Genomic DNA, 21,460 nt, shown 5'->3' with positions numbered 1-21,460 from the left:
GTTAAGTTATTTCCGACTCATTCCTAAACTTTGCCATCTGCAGGACCTTCTCGATGATGTCATCCATCTGATCAAGCGACAGTTCGATCCCTCTTTCCGTCTTGAGCTCATCATAGAGATAATCGTCAATATCATTAACAGCCTGTTTTTGAGCGTCTTCATCATCCCAGAAGTGAATCTTCTTGTGTTTTTCCAATATGCCATGAATAGCAATTGCCGTATCAGCCGCAGCTGACTCAAGGTCTTCTTCATCTAATTCGCCGGTTTGCCTGGAATAGGCCTCAAGGAAAGGCTTAAGCACCCCGAAATAGGCCATGGCATCTTCATTCCCGGAAAGCTTATCCGGTATATCATCATGCACCTTAACCACCATAAAAGATTCATCATCAAAGATATTGACCGGCTCATTCAGCTGAACAACTTCGTTGGCCTGAATGTGTGTATCCAGCAGTTTTTTGATTTTGGGCTCATAATCCCGATAATCAATTGCCTCTGCATACCGGAGCTTGACAGATGCTTTGAGGGACTGAAATTTCCGAAGGTCTGCCTTGTATCCGAACAACGTTTTTTCGTCGGTTTCGGTCAAAAATTTTTCACAAGAGAGTGCAATACCAAGGGTTTTCCCGAACTCCGAAAGGCGGACATAAAACTCGTCTCTGAGTTCATCATCGGCAAGCAGCACTTCATAAGCCTCTTCATCGTAGGAATGCTTAACACTTTTGAATAGATCCCAAAGATCGGAATACCGACCAGGCAGTTTTTCGATCTCGCTGTTAATGGATGTCAGGGTGCCGACCAGATCGGATTCATCGAACCCTTCAAATGCGCTGTACATGGTAAGCGCTTTGTCCAGCTCACCGAGGACGCTTGCATAGTCGACGATAAAACCGAACGCCTTACCCTCATGAAGACGGTTGACCCGGGCAATTGCCTGAAGCAGCGTATGCTCCCTTAGCACCCGGCACAAATAAAGAACCGCGTTTCGTGGCGCATCAAAACCTGTGAGCAGCTTATCAACGACAATAAGGATTTCAGGAACGCTGCCGTGTTTAAACTGGTTGATGAGCTGCTTGGTGTATTCTTCTTCACTGCCATAGCGCTTCATCATCTTTTGCCAGAATTTTACGACCTCGTCTGTTGTTTCATCATCGGTCTCTTCATAGCCTTCACGCATATCCGGCGGTGAGATAACAACCTCGGAGCTGACAATACCAATCTCATTCAGATACGCATTATACTTGAGGGCAGAGGTTTTATTCGGGGCCACCAGTTGAGCCTTGAATCCTGTTCCCTGCCAGTTGGCGCGGAAGTGCTCGCTGATGTCAAACGCCCTCATGTAGATGACCTGACCGGCTTTGTTCAGCATTTCCGCTCGTGCATATTTCCGTTTCAAATCCGCCTGCTGCGCCTTGCTCAACCCCTGTGTGTGGCGTTCAAACCACAGATCAACGGCTTCTCTGTTTTGTGTCATCTCCACATGCCGCCCTTCATACAGAAGCGGAACCACCGCGCCATCTTCAACGGCCTGTGTGATGGAATAATGGGGCTCCACCAGTTCACCGAATTTGGTGAAGCTGTTCTTTTCCTTCTTTAACAACGGCGTGCCGGTAAATCCCAAGTAACAGGCATAAGGAAACATCTGTCTCATCCGGGCGGAAAAGGAACCGAACTGGGTCCGGTGGCTCTCATCCACCAGAATGAAAATGTCGGGCGATTCATCCTGATATTTCTTTACCGCGTAAGCCTTGTCGAACTTGTGAATGAGGGTTGTGATAATTCCTGACTTTTTTTCAGCAACCAATTCCAGCAGGTTTCTGCCTGATGTTGCCCGGTTTGCTTCAAGGCCGCAGGCAGCAAAGGTATTTCCAAGTTGCTTGTCGAGGTCGTCACGGTCTGTCACAAGTACAATTCTCGGATTCAATATTTCGGGATCCAAGGCCAGGTTACGGGCCAGCATCACCATGGTCAGCGACTTTCCTGATCCTTGCGTGTGCCAGATCACACCGCCTTTACGTGAATTGGTGCTATCAAAGTGCTTTACCCGGTTCAGGGTCGACTTGATCACGAAATACTGCTGATAGCGGGCAATCTTTTTGATCCCTCCGTCAAACACCGTAAACTTCCACGCCAATTCCAGGAGCCTTTCCGGACGGCAAAGGGCAAATAACGTCTCATCCTGAGCCGTTATTAATTCAGAATGGATAGTTGATAATTGACAATTAAAGGACGCTTCAATTTTTTGTCGCACATGTTCGGATAATGGCATATTTTTTAGCTTCAATAATTTTCCATTATCCATTTTCCATTGTCCATTATCCGGCTCTTTCCATACCCCCCAGAATTTTGCAGCGGTTCCTGTTGTTGCGTACATGGCGCTGTTTTTATTCAGAGCCAATACGATCTGGCTGTAGATGAACAGTTTCGGGATATAGTCATCATTCTGATTTCTGATCGACTGTGAGACGGCCTGTTCCACGTCAACCTGCGGTGCTTTACACTCAATCACGCAAAACGGAATACCATTAACAAAGAGAACGATATCCGGCCGGGCGGTTTCCGTTGACCGTGAACGTGCAACACTGTATTCGACTGTCACATGAAACTTGTTGCGACCGGTGCTGTTCTTCGCTTTGGGCCAGTGGATATAGTTCATATTAAAACTTTTCGAGTTACCCTCGATGGTTTGCTCCATGGCCGTTCCGAGGGTAATCAGATCGTAAATGGCCTCATTTGTCTTCAACAAACCATCGTATTTTATATTTTTCAGTTTCTGGATAGCCGACTGCACATTCTCCTCGCTGAAGAGATACTCACCGCCTTTATAATGAATGCGGTTGATTTCTTTGAGCTGGCTGCGCAGAATATTCTCCAATAAAACATTGGCGGTTCGATTCTGCCTTTCGCGCAGGGCTTCAGCCGGTGTCAAGAATTCAAATCCCAGGCCAATCAAAAGCTGCAACGCCGGGATTTGAGAAAGATACTTTTCATTGATCTGAAAGGGTTTCATCGGGTTACCCCCAATGCATGCCAGTAAGGTCTGAAACCCGATTCCGCTATATTTGCAATAAGCATCAAAAACGGCTCATAATCATTTTTTGTGTGGGCTCTGTCCAGAGTCTCGTAATATGCCAACCGCTTTTCCACAGGCAGAACAGCTGATGGGAACCCGTTTTTCATCAGTTCCAGATTCATCAGCAGCCGTGAGGTTCTGCCATTGCCGTCCACAAACGGATGGATTTTTACAAAGTCGGCATGAACACGGGCCGCCCGTTCCACCGGATGGAGAGAGGCCGCCTCTGTCTGATACCAGTTGATAAACCGCTGCATGTCGCTTTCCATATGCAGGGCATCAGGCGGAACATGATCGGCACCCGAGATGATGACATTTGTTTTTCTATAAACCCCTGCATTTTTGTCATCAATATTTTTCAGGATCAATTGGTGAATGCATTTAATCTGCCATTCAGACAGAGACTCATTTTTTTTGACCAGATCTTCAACGAAAAAAATGGCTTCCCTGTGGTTGATCGCTTCAAAGTGCTCCCGCATGGTTTTCCCGCCAACGGTGATCCCTTCCAGAGCAACCTTGGTTTCTTTCAGCGTCAGCGTATTGCCTTCAATAGCGTTTGAATGATAGGTCCAGCGAAGCACCAGATCTTCATGAAGGTTCGAAACAATCTCCGGCGGCAAGGGGCGGAAGGAATCGAGTTTTTTCTTAAGATGATCCAGTTTTTTATATTTGGTCATGATGTTTTTCCATATTCTGCAGGTGTTTTTATTAACTAATTGCCGAAACCGCCATATAATTGATCCATTTCCCATTTTTGCGGATTATGCCGGATATAATTGCGGATATGGTTCAATTCATTTTCGTTGCGGATAATATGTTCCCAATAATTCCGTTGCCATAATTTGGTATCGTTCATATTTGGCAATTGCCGTACTCGTTTAGTCACCGACGATTTAAATCCACGAACAATATCCCCCAAAACCACCCGGGAATCCGTAGGGGCGGATTGCATCCGCCCGTTGACCGTCCGCCCATTTACCGTCCGCCCGTTGACCGTCCGCCCATTGACCGTCCGCCCGTTTTCGGTCAATGGCCGTGTGTTGTTCATCGGGCGCGTGTTGTTCATCGGGCGCGTGCAACGCGCCCCTACGGCGATGATGGCGTGAAAATGGTTGGGCATTATTATCCATTCATCCAATTGAATATTTTTACGCATTACAGGCGTTTTTTTCCATTCGTCTGCAACGATTTCCCCTGCGTCATTCAACCGCATTTTTTCATCGATAATTTTGCCAAAACGATGAATTCGATCCTGTGTACAAATGGTGATAAAATAATATCCTGGTTGTGAATAATCATAATTTTTCAACCGGATAGATTGTCGGTTGGGCAATGGATTATTCATATTGATTCACCACCTCCGGTTTTACCCGCCATTCGCCGGTGAGCATTTTCTGCATCAGGCCGCGTTTCTGGGTTTTGTATTTGTCTGCGAGTTGTTTCAGCAGGTTGATTTCGTGCTGGCAAACAGACAGAGTTTCAGCAATTTCTTTTTGTTCTTCGATAGGAGGAACGGGAATCTTAATGCTCAGAAAGTCAGGTATGCTTATCTGCTTCCCATCACGAATGCCGATGACAGCAAGGTTTAAATACTTCTTAATGAAGATATAGGACTTAAAAAACAGCCGATAGAAGTCCCTGTTCAATTCAATTTTCGGTCTCAACACTGTATACGCAGGGCTGATGATCCCTTGATAATTCGAGTATTCAATGCCTCCTTGGAATGAACGAAGACTTATCGCAAAATCTCCTCGCTTGATGAGCTTGTAGCTGGCTGTTGTTCCGTCCGGTGACATGACTCGGCCTTCCAACATGCTGCGAGGGATAACGCCACGATCTTGAGTAACAGACAGAAGCTCTTCTTCGGGAAAGTTCTTTTCAGTTATCGTGTCGAATATTTTCTTCGGTTTGACATGCGGCCAAGAGTCGCACCGCTGGCTTATCAGCTTTTGAATCTGGCCCTTTAAGCTGGCTTCCTTCGCCTGAATCAGCCGCTCGGTTTTCTCGATGGCCTCATCCCAGGTGGACAGCAGATCGGCAATGGCTTTTTGTTCGGGGGGTGGGGGGAGGAGTATTGGTAATTTTTCCAAGGTAGCTTTATTCAGTTTGTACCTGTTCGCGCCCTGTCTGCTTAGAAAATCGGTAATATTTCTGTGCTTAAAGAAAATCGCAAACCAATGAGCAGAGCAAGCTTGTGTGGAAGCTATTACGTGGGCATGATTATTTGCGTTAAATCTCCCTTTTACATAAATTGTCTGCGACTTCTCTTGCGGTTTAAGAAAGTGATCACCGTCTTCGCCGATGAGTGCGAATTCACCATCTATCAAATATTCGTCTATGTAGTCTAAAATCCCGGTTGGACCATAATAGGGGTAATCACCTTTAATCGTTGAACGTTCGTCTACGCTAATGGGTTTCCTTAGATCATTTCTGATGCTACAGCTTTTGCCAATTTGTGAAATGTTCCATCCTTGTGGAATTGAAGACAACCGCGCCTGTTTTAAAAGGAGCTGTGTTCTACTCATCGCTGAATCTCCTTGAGCTTCTCAGCCATCTTCACCCGCACCGCTGCCAGCTCTTTTTCCAGATTATCAATCTCCACCTGCACCGCATCAATGTCGATTTCCTCTTCCTCCTCAAAGGTGTCCACATAGCGGGGGATATTGAGGTTGAAGTCGTTTTCCTTGATCTCGGCGAACTCGGCCAGATGGGCATATTTTTCCTTTTCAGCCCGGGCGGCGTAGCTCTCCATGATCTTGCCGATATGCGCTTCCGAGAGGGTGTTCATATTTTTTCCCGACACAAACTCCCGGCTGGCATCAACAAAGAAGACGTTTTTGCAATCTTCACGGATACCGCCTTTTTCACGGGAACGATCAAAGACCAGAATCGCCACCGGAATATTGGTGGTCGGGAACAGATTGCCCGGCAAGCCGATCACGGCATCCAGCAGGTTTTCCTCGATCATTTTCCGGCGGATACGCCCTTCAGCAGCGCCCCGGAACAACACGCCATGGGGCACCACCACGGCAACCCGGCCCTGCTTTTCAAGGGCGGTTTCCACCATGTGGCTGATAAAGGCCCAGTCGCCTTTGCTTTTGGGCGGCACTCCGCGCCAAAAACGGTTGTACTGATCGCTCTCGGCGCTTTCGGCACCCCATTTGTCCAGTGAGAACGGCGGATTGGCCACCACGCAGTTGAATTTCATGAGCCGGTCATTTTCCACCAGCAGCGGACTGTTCAGGGTGTCGCACCATTCCACCCGGGCGCTGTCAAAGCTGTGCAGAAACATGTTCATCCGACAGAGCGCCCATGTGCTGCCGTTGGACTCCTGCCCGAAGAGGGCAAAGTTGCGCTTTTCCTGCGCACTGCCCGCGTTGCGGGCCACCTCTTGGGCTGCCTGAATCAGAAGTCCGCCCGATCCGCAGGCCGGGTCACAGATACGGTCGCCCGGTTTGGGTCCAGCCAGCCTGGCCACCAGTTCGGTTACCTTGAGCGGGGTAAAGAACTCTCCGGCCTTCTTTCCAGAGTCGGAGGCAAAGCGCTCAATCAGGTAGATGTAGGTATTGCCGATCACATCCTCGGAAACGAGGCTGGGCTTCATGCTGAGCTGTGGCTTGTTAAAATCTTCCAGCAAAGTTTTAAGGCGCTTATTCCGATCCTTGGTCCGCCCGAGATTGACCTCGCTGTTGAAGTCGATATTGCGGAAGACCCCTTCGAGTTTGCTCTTGTTGCTTTCTTCAATATGATCGAGCACGATATTGATCAGCTCACCGATGTTGGCGGCGGACCTGCGTTCATACAGACTGTAATAGGTGGCGGGAAATTCATCCAGAACCGTTTCCCCGCCGGTTTCGTCATTCTTTTCGGTGAGTAACACCTGCGGGAGGACAAACCGTTCACGCTCAAGCTTGCGGCGGATACGGGCATCGTCATCGCCATACTGTTTCTGATACGCCTCGTAGTGGTCCTGCCATACATCGGAGATATATTTCACAAACAGCATCACAAGGATGTAGTCTTTGTACTGCGCCGGGTCAACAACGCCCCGGAAGGTATCACACGCCGCCCATGCCGCGTTGTTGATGTCTTTTTGATTAATCTTATTCATGATATTGCTCCTTTGTAACCACAGATGGACACAGATTTACACAGATTATTTTCATAAAATGCGGCAAGGAAACCCCTGAGTCTTTAGCTCAGGGGAGGAATTGCCGCCCTCCTTATAATAATTTAGTAGTCCATGCACCGGACCTTAGCACGTCGTATTGTAGGAATAACCGTCAGATGCATGAAGCAGTCTGCAATATTTCCAGCTAATGCCCTGTACTGTTTTGTCCACTGTTTTAATGTTAAATGATCCGCTTTTTCTGACAGCGACACGCCCGATGTACGTTCCGACCTTTTTACCGGAAGTGACAACCGCCTTGACGATGTCGCCCGTCTGAAACCCTTTGACTTTTTTCTCAGTTGACTTTGCTGTTGTCCGGGGGAATCCGAACTTGTTTACCCTGCACATCTGCCTTGAGCCATGACCGTCTGCCTTTACAATCAACACGGTTTTGTCGATCTGAAAAATCTTTTCAGGTGTGCTTTTCCCGACACAGGCGGCATCAAGCCAATGCGTTTTGTGAAGTCCCCTGGTCGTCCGGTTGAATTTTGTCAAACCGCCGGAGCCTGTTTCAACCGGCAGTCCGGTTTTTTTCAAGGTACGGAACAAGTCCCATCGGGTCGTGTTGACGGCGCCCGCATCCTTGAGCGGCACTTTGGACTGCTTTTGAATTCGCTTCAACAGTCCCGGTTTCCTTGAAAGGAACTGTTCTAGGGGCTTGTTCCCCTTCTTCCTGTTGCACGCCGTACAGGCCAGTGTCAGATTACTGACTCTGTTGGAACCGCCTTTCGATTTCGGCACGATATGTTCAATCTCCAACGGGATATCTGTTTTTCCGCAGTAGGCACACGTTCTGTCCCATTTTTCCAGAAGGTATTCCCGTACCTCATAACCCATGAGTTCCCCCTGCTGATACGCGACACCGGATATTTCGGGATTCTGTATTTTCTGCATGTCAAACCGAACCAACTCCATTGAAATTGCCTGAATATTGCAAAACCGGCACAACCGGTTGACCCAGGTTTCGATATTGTGAACCCGGCTTTTTAATGAAGGCGGCAACCATCCTTCCGCCCTGGTCCGGTTATCAAAGCGCGGCTTCCGGTATCGCGTTTTCCGGTTTCTCCGGGATCTTCTGATGGCTCGTCTTGATTCCAGATTATTTTTGATCTGTTGGCCTCGATGTCTCAGTTCCATGGCAAAAATAATCTCTCCGGAATCGTCGTTAATCACGGCAATTCCGGTCTCTCTACTGCCCGGATCAATCTTGATCCGCAATGGGTTTGATGCCACGTCCAAGGCTTTCTCTTTCAAAATGATCGTGAAGGGGAACTGTCTGAAAACCGCGGCTTTTCCTTCTGTCAAAAGCAGTCTTGCCTTTGCCGGATGCACCGGATTCTGCGGCTTTTTGTTTGTATCCAGAACAAATACACTCAATTTTAAAATCCTCTTGTTTCCAAGGTAATGTTTGCCGCGTCAATGTTATGACCGGGTTTGGCGCAAGCAGCACCGGCTTAACCCCTTAAACCTGTTTAACCACTTGCCGTAGAACCTGGAGCTGGCGAGTACCCCAGGGTACCTATTTCCGATCTAACGTAGTACTCGAAGCACTTAGACTGGTCAACTTTGGGGCTTTTTCAAGCCCCTCGGTCTTTAGCCGAGGGGTAGTTGACAGTATGATTCTCTTCCATTCTAATTTTGCGTGTTTAAAGTTAAGTATCAGACCGACTCGCAGACCGGTTATTTTCAGATAGTTTATAATCTGAGTCTTTTCGTTGTTGCCAATAGATTTGATGACTTTGGTATCCACGATGATTTTATCGAATACAATCAGGTCGGGGATATATTCTCCGACTTGAATGGTTTTATAAATGACGGGAAAACGGGCCTGTTGTTTGTATTGAATACCCTTCAATCCAAACTCAACAACAAGAGCATTCTCATACGGTTTTTCTAACAACCCATGGCCAAGCATATTTAACACTTCAAAGGCACACCCAATAATTTGGTGTGTTTCTTCTTTTAATAAGAATCCGTGTTTATCCGTGTCCATCTGTGGTTCCTTTCTTTGTATCCGTGGTCGCAACCTGCATTAGTACTATTGAAATGTATTGTTCCCGCTTGTCGGCCAGCGTCTGAAGCAAGGTTTGTTCACGAGCAGACAACATGGCCAGCGCAACGATATTTTTCTGTTTTTCCAGACTTGGCAGCGCCACCTCCAGATCTTCAATGGCCTGCTTGCTGATCATCTTCTGAACCGTTCCCTTGGCCCGGCTGGTCAGAAAAATCTGCGCATCCCGCTGCCTGATATACCAGTTCAGATACTCGGGCAAAACCAAATCCTTCTGGGTCACCCTTATCCTTAATAAAGGCGCGGCGACAACGGCCTTTCCCGGATCTTCAAGAAGAATCGCTGCCGTGCTCACATGCCCGCGAGACCTGAATACCAGATCGCCTCTTTGCGCGAGGTGGTGCTTTTTCATGGCATCCATATTGATTTTGACCAGACCATCACAGCCGACCGTGTTGTCATCCAGAAGATCTTTCATCTGAATAACTGCAATTGCACCACTTTCAGAGGCTTCGAGACGGGACCTAAACGAGTATCCCATCTGCACGGCTGCCAGTTTTTTTATTTTTATCTTCATCCAGTCATCCTTACAATATGCTGTAATGTTATTTCTGTGTAAAATATAAATATGAGAGATGTTTGTCAATCTCTGTTTTGTAAAAATATCACTTCTGTACTTTTAGTCCTATTTACCAGAGGCAATCCGTTCCGCATTATGACCGGGATTGTCGTGGTACAACCAAACGGGCTGAATAAAGCCACTCTGAATTCGGAGAACACCTTATACTTAAGGCCCATGGTCAAAATAAAATTGCTCGTCTGCTTGTCTTTTAAGCCGCCCTCGGCGTTACGCCAAAGGATACATATTTTATTTCCAGGATATGTTTACATGCCGATTGCTCTGGAAAAAAAGGTGACAAGAAAGGCAAAAAAGAGTTAAAAACATAAACGGGTGCTTGTTCGGAATTCGAGGGAGACCTTGCTTAATTATTAAGGAGCTTTTTGATATGGATATAAACGCTAGCATTATTGATCAACAGCTGACCGGCATCTTAAAAAAGAATCCTGACTGGTTTGAACGGTTTGGAAAAGATGAAAACAAGAAACGCTCAGCGGCTTTTGTACTGCTTTGCATATCAAATTGCTTGGATATGTCACTTGAAGAAAGCGTAGACCTTTTAACCGAAGGCGGTAACGATGCAGGGGTCGATGGCTTGCATGTCGGAGAGGTCGATGACGGCGAGTTTTTGGTGACGATATTTCAGGGAAAATATAAGATCAATAATCTGGATGGTAGTGCGAACTTTCCAGAAAATGGCGTACAGAAGGCCGTAAATACGGTGCAGATTCTGTTTGATCCGTCCAGAGAGGTTGACTTAAACCCGCACATCAAGCCCAAAGTAGAAGAGATCCGCTCCATGGTGCTGGATGGCTGGATTCCTGATGTCAGGGTGATTCTCTGCAACAATGGCGCAATGTGGAACGATCAGGCGCAACGGTGGATTCACCAGTCCAACCTTCCCGAAAAACAGATGAAATGGATACATTTTAATCATGATTCCATTGTTGATATTTTACGGAAAACTAAATCTGTGGATGATACATTGCATTTGGTGGGCAAGGCCGTTTTTGAAAATTTTAATTACCGTCGTGTTGTTACCGGCAAAGTTTTGGTTTCTGAAATCGCGGAGTTGTTTAACCGCCACCATGACATGCTGCTGCAACGAAACATCCGTCGTTATCTGGGATTACACGAAAATCGGGTGAACACGGCGATTCACGCGACCTTGGTAAATCCAGACAGTCGGGAGAATTTCTATTTCTTTAATAATGGTATTACGATGATCTGTAAAAATTTCAGGCATAATGCGCTTCAGGGTGAAAACTTTCAGTTAAAATTGGAAAATATGCAGATTATCAACGGTGGTCAGACCTGTAAAACGATCCAGCAGACCCTGAATAATCCAGACCTTTTTTCTGACTACCAGAACACCTACGTGATGGTGCGTGTTTACGAGCTGGCAGAGGATGATCAGCGTTTCGTGACTGATATTACCTATGCGACGAACAGTCAAAATCCTGTGGATCTGCGTGATTTGCGTTCCAATGATGACCGTCAAAAGCAACTTGAAATAGGTATGAACGACTTGGGGTATGCCTATAAGCGCCAACGGGAACAGGGAACAATCGGGTCAAGTACAATATCCAGCTCTATCACCGCCGAGGCCGTTCTGGCAATCTGGCGTGAGAAACCCCACCAGGCAAAGTTCCGACGCAAGGAACACTTCGGAAAACTATATGAGGAAATATTCGAAGAGTTGAACGCTACCCAAGCAATTCTCGCCACTCTGATTTTCAGACAGGTTGAAAATGAACGTAAGCGCCCATCCCAGGAGAATCCCCCGGAATTTTTGCCTTATGCCTCTCATTATATTGCAATGTTGGTGGGTCGTAGGCTCTTACGTGAATCAGGTATAAAACTTAATAACTTGGACCATCGCAATTTTGCACAGGTCAAAACGCTTCTGGAAAATAAATCAGATCTGTTCCGGAAACAGACGTCAGATGATATCTCAAAGGCATTGAAGCAATGCTATGGTGACCGGGATATTTCTTTGCAGCAATTGTCCGCAACGTTCCGCCGTGGCGATCTTCTCGAAATGTTGAAGGCGGCCGGAAGATGAGCGGTGGGCACTTGCCGGTCCCCACCTTTTTTTTATTTCCAGGATATGTTTAAATGCGATTGCCTTGGAAAAAGAGGGTTAACATATTAGGAACAAGAAAATAAATGAGTTTTAAAAAAGACATTCAAGCCGGAATAATTCATGCCGTTGAAACCGTAAGACAAACCAATCCCATGGCAGGTTCCGTCACCAACACGGTAACCATCAATTTTGTCGCCAATGCCCAGCTTGCCGTGGGCGGTTCGGCCGCCATGGTATATCTGCCGGATGAAGCCCGATCCCTGGCCCAGGCAGGAGGTGCCGCCTACATAAACCTGGGGACCCTTACACCGGTCTATGAAAAGACGTTACCCCCCATGGCAAAAATTTTGCACAGCAGCGGGAAACCATGGGTTCTGGATCCTGTGGCCATCGGTATCGGCGATCTTCGTACCCGGCTGTTGCTGGCATTTAAACCCTGCAAGCCAAGTATCATCCGTGGGAATGCCTCTGAAATTATTGCCCTGGCCGGATTATGGGGGCTGGCCGGCGGCACCGGAACATCCAATGTCCGGGGGGTGGATTCCCAGGATCCGGTGAGCGCGGCCAAGGATGCGGCCGTGGCCCTGGCCGGATGGACCGGCGGGGCTGTGGCCGTTTCGGGCAAGCAGGATTTGATTACCGATGGTTCTGTTATCGCTTTTTGTCATGGCGGGTCGCATTTTATGGAAAAAATCACCGGATCCGGCTGCTCTTTAGGCGGCGTCATGGCTGTTTATGCCACTGCGGCATCCGCTTTTATCGCAGCATTGACAGGTGCGGCGGTTTATAACCTGGCCGGTTGTCGCGCTGCCGAAAAAACAGATGCTCCGGCAAGTTTTCAGGTTCATTTTCTGGATGAATTGTATAAAGCAAAATCCAAGGAAATTGCAGAAAACCCGTTTGATATTGAGGAGATTTAAAAATATATGAATACATTGGTTTCAGTGTGCATATCACCCAGCGGAACAGGAGATGAGCTTAGCCGTGAGGTGGCACAAGTCATAAAAATTATAAGAGAATCAGGTCTTAAAAATCGAACGAATTCCATGTTCACGGAGATTGAAGGCCCCTGGGATGACGTCATGAAAGTGGTAAAAGACGCCGCCTTTGTACTTGCCGAAAAAGGCATTCGTACCGGCGTTGTGCTGAAAGCAGATATACGGCCCGGATTTACGGACATGATGACGTCCAAGGTGGCTAAGATTAATTGTATTTTGGAAGAGGCGGATGCGCATGAGAAGTAAACTGGATATTTCAGCATATTTTGTGGTGGGACCGGAGAATACCAAAGGTCGTCCTGTTGCGCCCATTATCCGGGATGCGGTAGACGCCGGTGTTACATGCGTGCAAGTTCGGTCCAAAACAGCCTCTGCCAGGGAATTAATTGAATTAACCGGCCAGGCATCCGAAGTGATCGCGCAAACCGGTAAATCCGGCATGGTGACCCTGTTGGTGAATGACCGCCTTGACGTGGTTCTGGCGGCAAAAAAACAAGGCATAAAGGTTGACGGCATCCATGTGGGCCAATCAGATATCCCTGTGGACATCTGCCGGGAATATTTAGGCCCTGATGCGGTTGTCGGCTTATCCGCCAGGACCCATGAATTGTTTGAATACATAAAAAATGCCGATGTCAGCCTGATTGACTATTTTGGCGCAGGCCCCTTGCATGAAACAAAGACGAAGCCGGACAGCGGGCTTGATGTGGACGGCAAAAGAATTACAAGAAGCATTACGGACATTACAACGCTTGCCCAGCTCAGTTCAATTCCTGTCGTGGTTGGCGGGGGCGTTAAACTTGTCGATATACCGCCCCTTGCCCAGACAGGCGTTGCCGGTTTTTTTGTTGTATCTGCGATATCCGAAGCAGATGATCCCGGGGGTGAAGCAGAAAGTCTGGTTAAAACCTGGCATCGGCATAAGCGGTAATGTATCGAATAAAGGGAATGAAATGAACATCAACGATATTTACATTCAACTGAAAGACGCCTTAGAAGCGGAAATCATCCGCCACGACCTGGCAGACAAAAGAATTGACATCAAATGCAAGCCGTTGTCCGTCGAAGAAGCCATCGGCAGCCCGGATCATGATGATTATCCCATTGTCAAAGGCAAAGAGGTGATGATGGCCGCAACATTTAACGGGGCTGTGGGCCAGTCGTTCACAGACGAGTATGCAGATATCTCTTTGTCCGTGGATGGCCTGCTTGAATTGGACCATACAAAAACCAATGAACGGGCCATTTTCATTGCAGGGCTTAATGCGGTTTACAGATCCTTGCAGCTTTGTGAAAAAACAATACATTGCAAGGACAAGGAACCGGTCGCGTGCGCCAAAAACCTGATTGAACAACCGCAGTTTTCAGGAAAAAAGATGCTTCTGGCCGGGCTTCAACCAAGATTCCTGGAGTATCTTGCCGGACAGAACACGATGCGGGCCCTGGACCTTGACCCGGACAACGTGGGTACCGAAAAGTTCGGGGTGCGTATAGAATCCGGGGAAAACTTTGAAGATGGGCTTGACTGGTGCGACATGATTTTTGCCACCGGGTCCACCATTGTGAACGGCACCATTACCCATTTTTTGAACTGCGGCAAACCTGCCGTGTTTTTCGGGGTGACCATCAGTGCGCCGGCCAAAATTTTGGGACTTTCAAGTTATTGTCATTGCGGGCACTGAGGCTATCTGTCAGAATTGGCCTGATGCGCTTACTTGATCATCAAGCCTCAGGATGAAACCATAAACAAAGAGGGAGATGTAAATATGGCTGCAAATCAATTGATTATTCGGTGTACGAAATGCGGGGCAAAAAACCGGGTGCCTGAAAACAGAATTTCGGAAAGCCCCAAGTGCGGCAAGTGCGGCACAATTTTGAACCTTGAAATTTTTGATGCCCCGGTGAACGTTACGGATGCCGATTTTGAGCAGGCGGTCATGCAGTCACCCCTTCCGGTACTGGTGGATTGCTGGGCCCCCTGGTGCGGTCCCTGCCGGGCTGTGGGTCCCATCCTGGACAGCCTGGCAAAAACTTACCGGGGACGGCTTAAAATTGCCAAGGTCAATGTGGATGAAAATCCTATGACCAGCTCAAAATACCGCATTCAAAGCATTCCCACCATGCTTTTCGTGAAAAACGGCAGTCTGGTTGACCAGGTCGCAGGGGCCTTGCCTAAAGAGGCGTTAGAGGCCCGGATAAAATCATTTATTTGATCCAAAGCCTGCCGGAATTTATCCGGCAGGCCTGTTTTATTTTCACGATCGGAATCCAATTTGATTTCAAATTTTTAGGCATTTACCGGGACAATTTTATCTATGGTTGCTGCCAGTTCATGATTGTCCATGGCCATGTCGATATCATATTCAATTTGAAGCATTACCCAGTATGACGGGGACAAACCAAAGTATTTTGAAAGCCGTAGGGATGTGTCTGTGGTAATACTTCTTTTCCCATTGACAATTTCAGATATCCTCATCTGGGAAACACCGATATTTTTTGCCAATTTATATTGAGTCAGCCCGTAAGGTTTAATGAACTCTTCAAGCAGTATCTCCCCTGGGTGGACGGCAGGTATTTTTTTCATAGGAACTCCCATGGTTAATGATAATCTGTGATTTCAACGTCATACGCATTCGCCTGCCTCCAGGTAAAGCAAATGCGCCATTGTTTATTGATCCTGATACTGTATTGCCCCTGTCTATCCCCTGATAGCTTTTCAAGATGATTAGACGGCGGGCTTCTCAAATCATTCAAAGATTCAGACACCTTCAACATTTTTAATTTTCTGAATGCTGCTCGCTGCAGTTGATTTGACCATTTTTTTGAATAGATTCGGTCAAAAACTTTCTGGGTTTCCTTATCCTTAAACGATTTGATCATGCTTAAATTATATAAGCTACAATAGTATTGTCAACCGATATTTTTGTGGGTGCCTTAAAATAACCAAGGTTAACATAGATTAGGATTCATATTTAAAATCACTATGTATCAAAAAAGAACCTTGTAAAATTACAATTATTTCGTAATAATTAAACCGTAAAAAACGAATAACGCCGGAGGAAATTATGAAAAGAACAATTGATCAACATTTAATCAACTGGAAAAATCAAACATTCAGGAAGCCGTTAATTCTCCGGGGGGCAAGGCAGGTTGGTAAAACCTTTTCCATAACTTATTTTGGTAAAACCTGTTTTGATTCCTTGATCAAACTGGATTTTGAGCGAGACCGGAGTATTCATAAAATTTTTGATCAGGATTTGTCAGCAGAAAAAATAATACAGGATATTGAGATTTTTTCAGGAATTAAAATTGTTCCCGGAAAAACCCTGCTCTTTTTTGATGAAATTCAAGAGTGTGAAAGAGCACTGTTAAGTCTGAGATACTTCTATGAAGAAATGCCTGATCTGCATGTTGCTGCGGCAGGTTCAATGCTCGAATTTGCTTTGGGGCAAGTTTCTTTTCCTGTCGGACGGGTTGCTTTTGAATGGATGGGGCCCATGACCTTTTATGAGTTTTTAAATGCTGCCGGATACGATCTTTTGGCAAATCAGCTCCCCTGCATCTCAAACTTTGAACCCGTCAGTGAATTTGCACATCAAAAAATTATCGAACAGTTAAAAATATATTTTTTAACCGGCGGTATGCCTGAAGCCATCAAAAGATATTGTCATACCAAATCCATCACGGATAGTTTTGACGTGCATGAACAGATATTTCAAGCATATCTTCAATCACTTATAAAATATTATAGAAGAGCCGATATTGACAGCCTTGATCACATAATGAGAATCATTCCGTCATTTATCGGCAGTCAAATCAAATACACCCGGTTGGATCCCGAAAGACGGATTGAAAAAACAAAAACATCCCTTCAAATATTAGAGAAAGCGCTCATTATTCAGATTATAAAAGCCTCAAATGCGAACAATCTTCCTTTAGGTGTAGGCGTATCACCCAAAAAAATGAAACCGCTTTTTTTAGATATCGGCCTGGTACAATACAGCAGTGGGATATCGGCAACGGATGTTATCAGGTCCAAAGATTTATCCCATGTTTATCGTGGTGCCCTGGCAGAACAGTTTGTCGGTCAGGAGCTGCTGGCAGCCGGTGGTTCCGAATCCAGAAAAATGTATTATTGGGCACGGGATAAAAAAAGCAGTTCTGCGGAAGTCGACTATTTATACGTCCATGATGGCAATATATTTCCAATAGAGGTCAAAAGCGGCCCTAAAGGAAAACTGAAAAGTCTTCATCTTTTTATGCAGGAACACCCGGATATTAAAACCGGGTATGTGATGTCACCGATTGTATTTGAAAAACAACGTGTCGACAATATAACTTTTATTCCCATTTACACCCGATTTGAGTAGTTGGAGCGGCTCGGAATAATTCAGGCCGGGAAATCATGTCTCACAAATTCCACCGAGGTCTGAGTTAATAAAATCATATTTTTTGAAACTTAATAAAAAGGTATGCTATATCTCTGAAACAAGAGTCGTGAGCCTTAATTTTGTTATTTCTCACCTTTCTGAAATCGTTGTCAGTCCGCTTTTATACCATTATTGTGGGGTTCTAACTTCCACATATATTTATGCCATACAAGCTTCTGATTTGGTATTCTTAGTCCGAATTTTGGTTTACCTCCCGATCAAAATAACAAATAGCTTATCATAGCAATATCTGGTTATAACGGATTTGGGGGAGGGAGTGATTTTTTGACTGAACAATAAGCAATCTGTCGTTTATAATAGGGTTGATAACTTAATCTGAAAACGAAAGGTGGCCCAAAATTCAGACATCAAAATCAACTCCCTACAAAAAACGTACAATTGTTCTCCCTTTTAATCAACTAAAATATAATGACATTATAAAAGATCCAATAGAGTTCAGGAATGAATTGACGCCATTCATTGAAAAATTCCCGGAGCTTTTTCCAAACGGAATCAAAGAAGGTTATACGATGAAAGAAATACGGATCTCAAAAAAAACAGGGATACCAACACGCAGAATTCTTGTGAATGGTGTTTCTTACACCATCAGGCCTTCCTTTGTTATGCCTTACCATGTGGCATTTTCAGCCGATGCTGAGAATGCTGTGTTTCTCAGAAAATTTGACGTGCCTTTCTGGGCTTTGGCCCATGTTTTTGGTAAAGATGCGATGTATTGGTACAGAATAGAACAAAGTCTCGGCCGAAACAGTATCATTGGAACGACTATCAATGATCCCAACCTCCTTCCCGAGCATCTTGCCGCTGATGAGAAACATTCCAGACTGAAAGGAAGCAAGGTTTATATTGCTACGACTGTAGGAAAAAATTGCATATTATAGTTCCGGTCATATGACTTGATACCGTTTTTTAGGCATAACATATTGATTTATTTGTTTTAAGTTCCAAGTTTTGGTATCAAGTCATTTGACCGGAACTATAGGTGCCTCCGTGAGTGAAGATGCCGGAGAAAAAGGACTGAAAGAGAGCTATAGAATATTCAGGGACGAAGCTTTGGATCTAAATCCGGAATACCAACCGAAATCCGTAAACACCGACGGTTGGAATGCAACTATCAACGCATGGAAGTCCCTTTTCTTTGGGATTTCGGTCATTGCTTGCTTCCTTCATGTATTCATTAAAATTCGAGACAGATCCAGCAAAAAGTTCAAAGATATATTCGACTCTGTAGCCGACAAAATTTGGCATTGCTACGAGGCAGAGTCCAAAGCTTCCTTTTCGCAACGGATACGCAGGCTTTGTGAATGGGCGGATGCAGCGAAGAATCTTCCTGACGTTATTTTCCAACCCATAATGAAATTTAAAAAAAACCTGTCATCCTATGCCAATGCGTATGACTTGCCGGGATGTCACAGAACTAGCAATATGGTAGATCGATTGATGCAGAGAATGGACCGTCATTTGTTCTCTACTTTTTATTTTCATGGAAATCTGCAGTCAGCAGAATTGAGTATCAGGGGGTGGGCGTTGATTCAAAATTTTGCTCCGTGCAACCCGACCACGGTAGAAAGACATGATGGATGGAGGTGTCCTGCCGAATGGCTAAACAAATCCAGATATCATGAAAATTGGCTGCAAAATCTTTTGACTTCCGCTTCAATGAGCGGTTTTAAGTACCCTCCCCCAAATCCGTTATAACCAGGCAATATTTATAAGAAAGTCTGTGTAACTCACACAGATCTTTCGACTTTCGTTGTGGGCTGAACCACGGTGAGAAACCAGGTCAGTCCGTGGCTGTTATAAGAACTTACGAGTGTTGTCTTCTTGTGATAGATTGTGCCAACATTTTTTTATCTCAGCTTGGTGAATGTTTATCCAGGAAGATATAAGTTGTTAATATGGGGATAGTTGAAAAACAGGTGCGTGAACTACAATCCCTATTTTTTTGAAAAAAATAGAAAAAAATCTCTATGCTACCAATTTGGTATCCTTAAACTGAGGACTCAAAAGTGGATGCAGTTTGAGTTGTTGAATTGTAATGATACTTATTTGAAAGGATATTAAACATGACAAATGAAAAAAGCGTAGCACTGACAGAGCTTGTAGCATCATTGGGGTATTATGATGCTCCGAGACTAAGCAACTGGGTCCGGGGTATCATTAAGGATAAAGAGGACTTTAAGAAATTTATTGCTGAATCTGAAAAAGACAATTTCAATAAACGTCAGGAGAAATTTTTGGTAAAATCAGAAGCCGAGACGTTTGTTGATAACCTTTGTATCCTTAATCCTTACAAACGTCTTTTCCCTAAATCAACAGAAGATGGGAATGCATTTCCTCCTTACCGCATGTTGAAAGGTGGGGTGGATTCAAAAAAAATATCGTTAAGGGGACAAAAGCTTCAAACTCGTTTAAAAATTGAAAAAAAATTATCTGAGGAAGCTCTCAGACGCTTACCCCCTTTTTATATAATGCTAAAAAACTATTCCTCCATTGATATTGAATCGGATAGCCTCAGAGACCTTTTGGCGGTGACCATGCAGGATGGAGCATTTGTTGATTTCTCTGAATCATTTAAAATTTCTGCATGGAATGAACTTACTGAATTAAAGGGCAAATTAGCTGAAGAAGGGGAAAGCGCGGATATTTATCGCCGTATTGGTGAAAAATTTATGGAGCTTGGAGATGCAGATGCTACCATCGAGGTTCTTGATAACGCAACCAATATGGATCAAACAGATGGTGCCTCATGGGCCTTGAAAGCCAAACTGTATTTTGAACTTCTAAAGGCGAGCAAAAAAGATCTGGTAAATGCTGCTGCACGATCTGAAACATTAGGTCCTATTGGGCACCCCATAACTTCTGAGGAGCATTGGATCAACGAGAGGATTGTAGACACGTCCTCAACTGTTGAAGATACGCACAACCTGTTCATTCAGTCCTGCTTCGCAGCCCTGGAACATTGGCCTCGTGGAAGTCACTGGAAAAAAGGAAAAGACGATGAGCATAGAAGGTATAAGCCGTATGCCATTGATTCAGGATATAGCAGTGTTGATGTTCATCGAGACTGGTTATTTTTTCATTTTGTCCTTGCATTAAAAAAAAGGGATTTCTGTAAGAACAGTAACGAATATTTTATGAATATTCTGCGTTCTTTTCAGGGATTCGATCCGGAGAACTATCCGATTCCCAATCTTATTTTAGGAATCAGCGTGGAATCAGAAAACAAAATAGTTTTTGATGTAAAGTTAGTTGAAATTTTGAGTTGGATTTCCATGGAAACGGCTGAAGTGGCTTTGGAAAGAATGATTGAAGAATTTCGGTCTTGGAAATTTGGAGCAGCTAAACATATTGCCATTTTAGGCTCTTCCAATATCAGTAAACTTTTTTGGAATTACCTTGGCCGGGATGAGTACATAAAGCTTTATTCCCTATGTAATCAATTTGATCAACAAAATCGGCAAATGGAATGTGTGGCGACTCTTTGCAGGATGCAATTGGAAACTATATTTTCTTCGTTTGATCCTATTATTTCAATGCATGGAAAATTGAACTTGCCGGAATTATATTGGCAACAAGAAGAAAAATCCGAGCGTCCAAGTGAAGAACGATTTTTTTTAGATTTTAAGGGCGTTGTTTCGGAGAGCGTACATCTGTCAACGGGGTGGCATTCATTTTTGAATGATGAGGTCTGGGTAGAAAAGCCATATTCTTCATTATTGCCTAAAGAATTATTGGCACTGATACTTGTTTCGCCTCTACTGGAACTGGTGAATGGACAATTATCGGATATAGGGAGGGACGTGCTATACGGTTTTGCTGATAACCAAGGAGGGTTAGGAATAGCCGTGAAAGTATTTCAATCCCCCTTTTCTGAGACTCGCTATAAATTATTTGACCTATTGATTCAGTGTGTAAAAAATAGCTCCGTTCTTGTCGACGATAAAAAAATAGTCGGCCTTTGTGAGGGGGTTCAAGATGTCGTCGACGAGATTGAATACGAGTTTCTTGATTTTTAGCATATCTTGTTTCTCATATGGGGCAGGCCTGTCAAAAG

The 21,460-nt window shown here is 45.1% G+C and carries 20 protein-coding genes; 10 read left to right on the top strand and 10 right to left on the bottom strand.

The window, feature by feature from the left end; all coding sequences use genetic code 11:
- Position 1: 1 nt before the first annotated feature.
- The 8 genes from HXW94_RS05675 to HXW94_RS05640 form a co-directional block, all read right to left on the bottom strand.
- Positions 2-3,007, bottom strand: coding sequence for a type I restriction endonuclease subunit R (locus HXW94_RS05675; protein ID WP_178365929.1), 3,006 nt, complete (start codon positions 3,005-3,007; stop codon positions 2-4).
- The gene (locus tag HXW94_RS05670; protein ID WP_178365928.1) at positions 3,004-3,747 is read right to left on the bottom strand and encodes a Fic family protein; all 744 of its coding nucleotides are present in this window, start codon (positions 3,745-3,747) and stop codon (positions 3,004-3,006) included. Before HXW94_RS05670 ends, HXW94_RS05675 begins: the two co-directional genes overlap by 4 nt.
- A 35-nt stretch (positions 3,748-3,782) precedes the next feature.
- Positions 3,783-4,379, bottom strand: a complete 597-nt coding sequence (locus tag HXW94_RS05665) for a transposase (protein WP_218576591.1) — start codon at positions 4,377-4,379, stop codon at positions 3,783-3,785.
- Positions 4,380-4,407: 28 nt separating this feature from the next.
- A complete protein-coding gene (locus HXW94_RS05660) occupies positions 4,408-5,595 on the bottom strand; it encodes a restriction endonuclease subunit S (RefSeq protein ID WP_178365926.1) in 1,188 nt (395 codons plus the stop codon).
- Positions 5,592-7,181, bottom strand: coding sequence for a type I restriction-modification system subunit M (locus HXW94_RS05655; protein ID WP_218576590.1), 1,590 nt, complete (start codon positions 7,179-7,181; stop codon positions 5,592-5,594). Before HXW94_RS05655 ends, HXW94_RS05660 begins: the two co-directional genes overlap by 4 nt.
- 144 nt (positions 7,182-7,325) lie before the next feature.
- Entirely contained in the window at positions 7,326-8,618 is a 1,293-nt protein-coding gene (gene iscB / locus HXW94_RS05650; protein ID WP_178365925.1) for an RNA-guided endonuclease IscB, read from the bottom strand.
- 142 nt (positions 8,619-8,760) lie between these two features.
- Positions 8,761-9,234, bottom strand: a complete 474-nt coding sequence (locus HXW94_RS05645) for a GxxExxY protein (protein ID WP_178365924.1) — start codon at positions 9,232-9,234, stop codon at positions 8,761-8,763.
- Positions 9,221-9,829, bottom strand: coding sequence for a restriction endonuclease subunit S (locus tag HXW94_RS05640; protein WP_178365923.1), 609 nt, complete (start codon positions 9,827-9,829; stop codon positions 9,221-9,223). The genes HXW94_RS05645 and HXW94_RS05640 overlap by 14 nt, the downstream gene beginning before the upstream one ends.
- Before the next feature lie 379 nt (positions 9,830-10,208).
- On the opposite strand from HXW94_RS05640, the gene HXW94_RS05635 reads away from it, so the two are divergent.
- The 6 genes from HXW94_RS05635 (at position 10,209) to trxC (ending at position 15,168) form a co-directional block, all read left to right on the top strand.
- Complete coding sequence (locus tag HXW94_RS05635) at positions 10,209-11,936, top strand: AIPR family protein (RefSeq protein WP_246293761.1); 1,728 nt, start codon at positions 10,209-10,211, stop codon at positions 11,934-11,936.
- A gap of 104 nt (positions 11,937-12,040) precedes the next feature.
- Positions 12,041-12,877, top strand: coding sequence for a hydroxyethylthiazole kinase (thiM, locus tag HXW94_RS05630; protein WP_178365922.1), 837 nt, complete (start codon positions 12,041-12,043; stop codon positions 12,875-12,877).
- A 6-nt stretch (positions 12,878-12,883) separates the two neighbouring features.
- The gene (locus HXW94_RS05625) at positions 12,884-13,201 is read left to right on the top strand and encodes an MTH1187 family thiamine-binding protein (protein ID WP_178365921.1); all 318 of its coding nucleotides are present in this window, start codon (positions 12,884-12,886) and stop codon (positions 13,199-13,201) included.
- Positions 13,191-13,886 (top strand): thiamine phosphate synthase, encoded by a 696-nt coding sequence (locus HXW94_RS05620; RefSeq protein WP_246293760.1) that lies wholly within the window; start codon positions 13,191-13,193, stop codon positions 13,884-13,886. The genes HXW94_RS05625 and HXW94_RS05620 overlap by 11 nt, the downstream gene beginning before the upstream one ends.
- 22 nt (positions 13,887-13,908) lie before the next feature.
- Positions 13,909-14,637, top strand: coding sequence for a Rossmann-like domain-containing protein (locus tag HXW94_RS05615; RefSeq protein WP_178365919.1), 729 nt, complete (start codon positions 13,909-13,911; stop codon positions 14,635-14,637).
- An 84-nt stretch (positions 14,638-14,721) separates the two neighbouring features.
- Positions 14,722-15,168, top strand: a complete 447-nt coding sequence (trxC, locus tag HXW94_RS05610) for a thioredoxin TrxC (RefSeq protein WP_178365918.1) — start codon at positions 14,722-14,724, stop codon at positions 15,166-15,168.
- Positions 15,169-15,242: 74 nt separating this feature from the next.
- Here the strand turns inward: trxC and HXW94_RS05605 are convergent, their stop codons facing one another.
- Both HXW94_RS05605 and HXW94_RS05600 read right to left on the bottom strand, forming a co-directional pair.
- A complete protein-coding gene (locus HXW94_RS05605) occupies positions 15,243-15,539 on the bottom strand; it encodes a HigA family addiction module antitoxin (RefSeq protein ID WP_178365917.1) in 297 nt (98 codons plus the stop codon).
- A 14-nt stretch (positions 15,540-15,553) separates the two neighbouring features.
- Entirely contained in the window at positions 15,554-15,835 is a 282-nt protein-coding gene (locus tag HXW94_RS05600; RefSeq protein ID WP_178365916.1) for a type II toxin-antitoxin system RelE/ParE family toxin, read from the bottom strand.
- 185 nt (positions 15,836-16,020) lie between these two features.
- Between HXW94_RS05600 and HXW94_RS05595 the strand changes: the two genes are divergently transcribed.
- From HXW94_RS05595 to HXW94_RS05580, 4 genes are all read left to right on the top strand, one after another.
- Positions 16,021-17,325, top strand: a complete 1,305-nt coding sequence (locus HXW94_RS05595; protein ID WP_178365915.1) for an ATP-binding protein — start codon at positions 16,021-16,023, stop codon at positions 17,323-17,325.
- A gap of 590 nt (positions 17,326-17,915) precedes the next feature.
- Complete coding sequence (locus tag HXW94_RS05590; protein ID WP_218576589.1) at positions 17,916-18,284, top strand: hypothetical protein; 369 nt, start codon at positions 17,916-17,918, stop codon at positions 18,282-18,284.
- Between the two features lie 109 nt (positions 18,285-18,393).
- The gene (locus HXW94_RS19450) at positions 18,394-19,101 is read left to right on the top strand and encodes a hypothetical protein (protein WP_246293759.1); all 708 of its coding nucleotides are present in this window, start codon (positions 18,394-18,396) and stop codon (positions 19,099-19,101) included.
- Positions 19,102-19,469: 368 nt separating this feature from the next.
- The gene (locus HXW94_RS05580) at positions 19,470-21,422 is read left to right on the top strand and encodes a tetratricopeptide repeat protein (protein ID WP_178365913.1); all 1,953 of its coding nucleotides are present in this window, start codon (positions 19,470-19,472) and stop codon (positions 21,420-21,422) included.
- Positions 21,423-21,460: the final 38 nt, after the last annotated feature.

The sequence above is a fragment of the Desulfobacter latus genome (genome assembly GCF_013389365.1).
Classification (GTDB): Bacteria; Desulfobacterota; Desulfobacteria; order Desulfobacterales; family Desulfobacteraceae; genus Desulfobacter; species Desulfobacter latus.
Note: the sequence above shows the minus strand (reverse complement) of the source record. Positions and strands in the feature narration are given on the sequence as shown.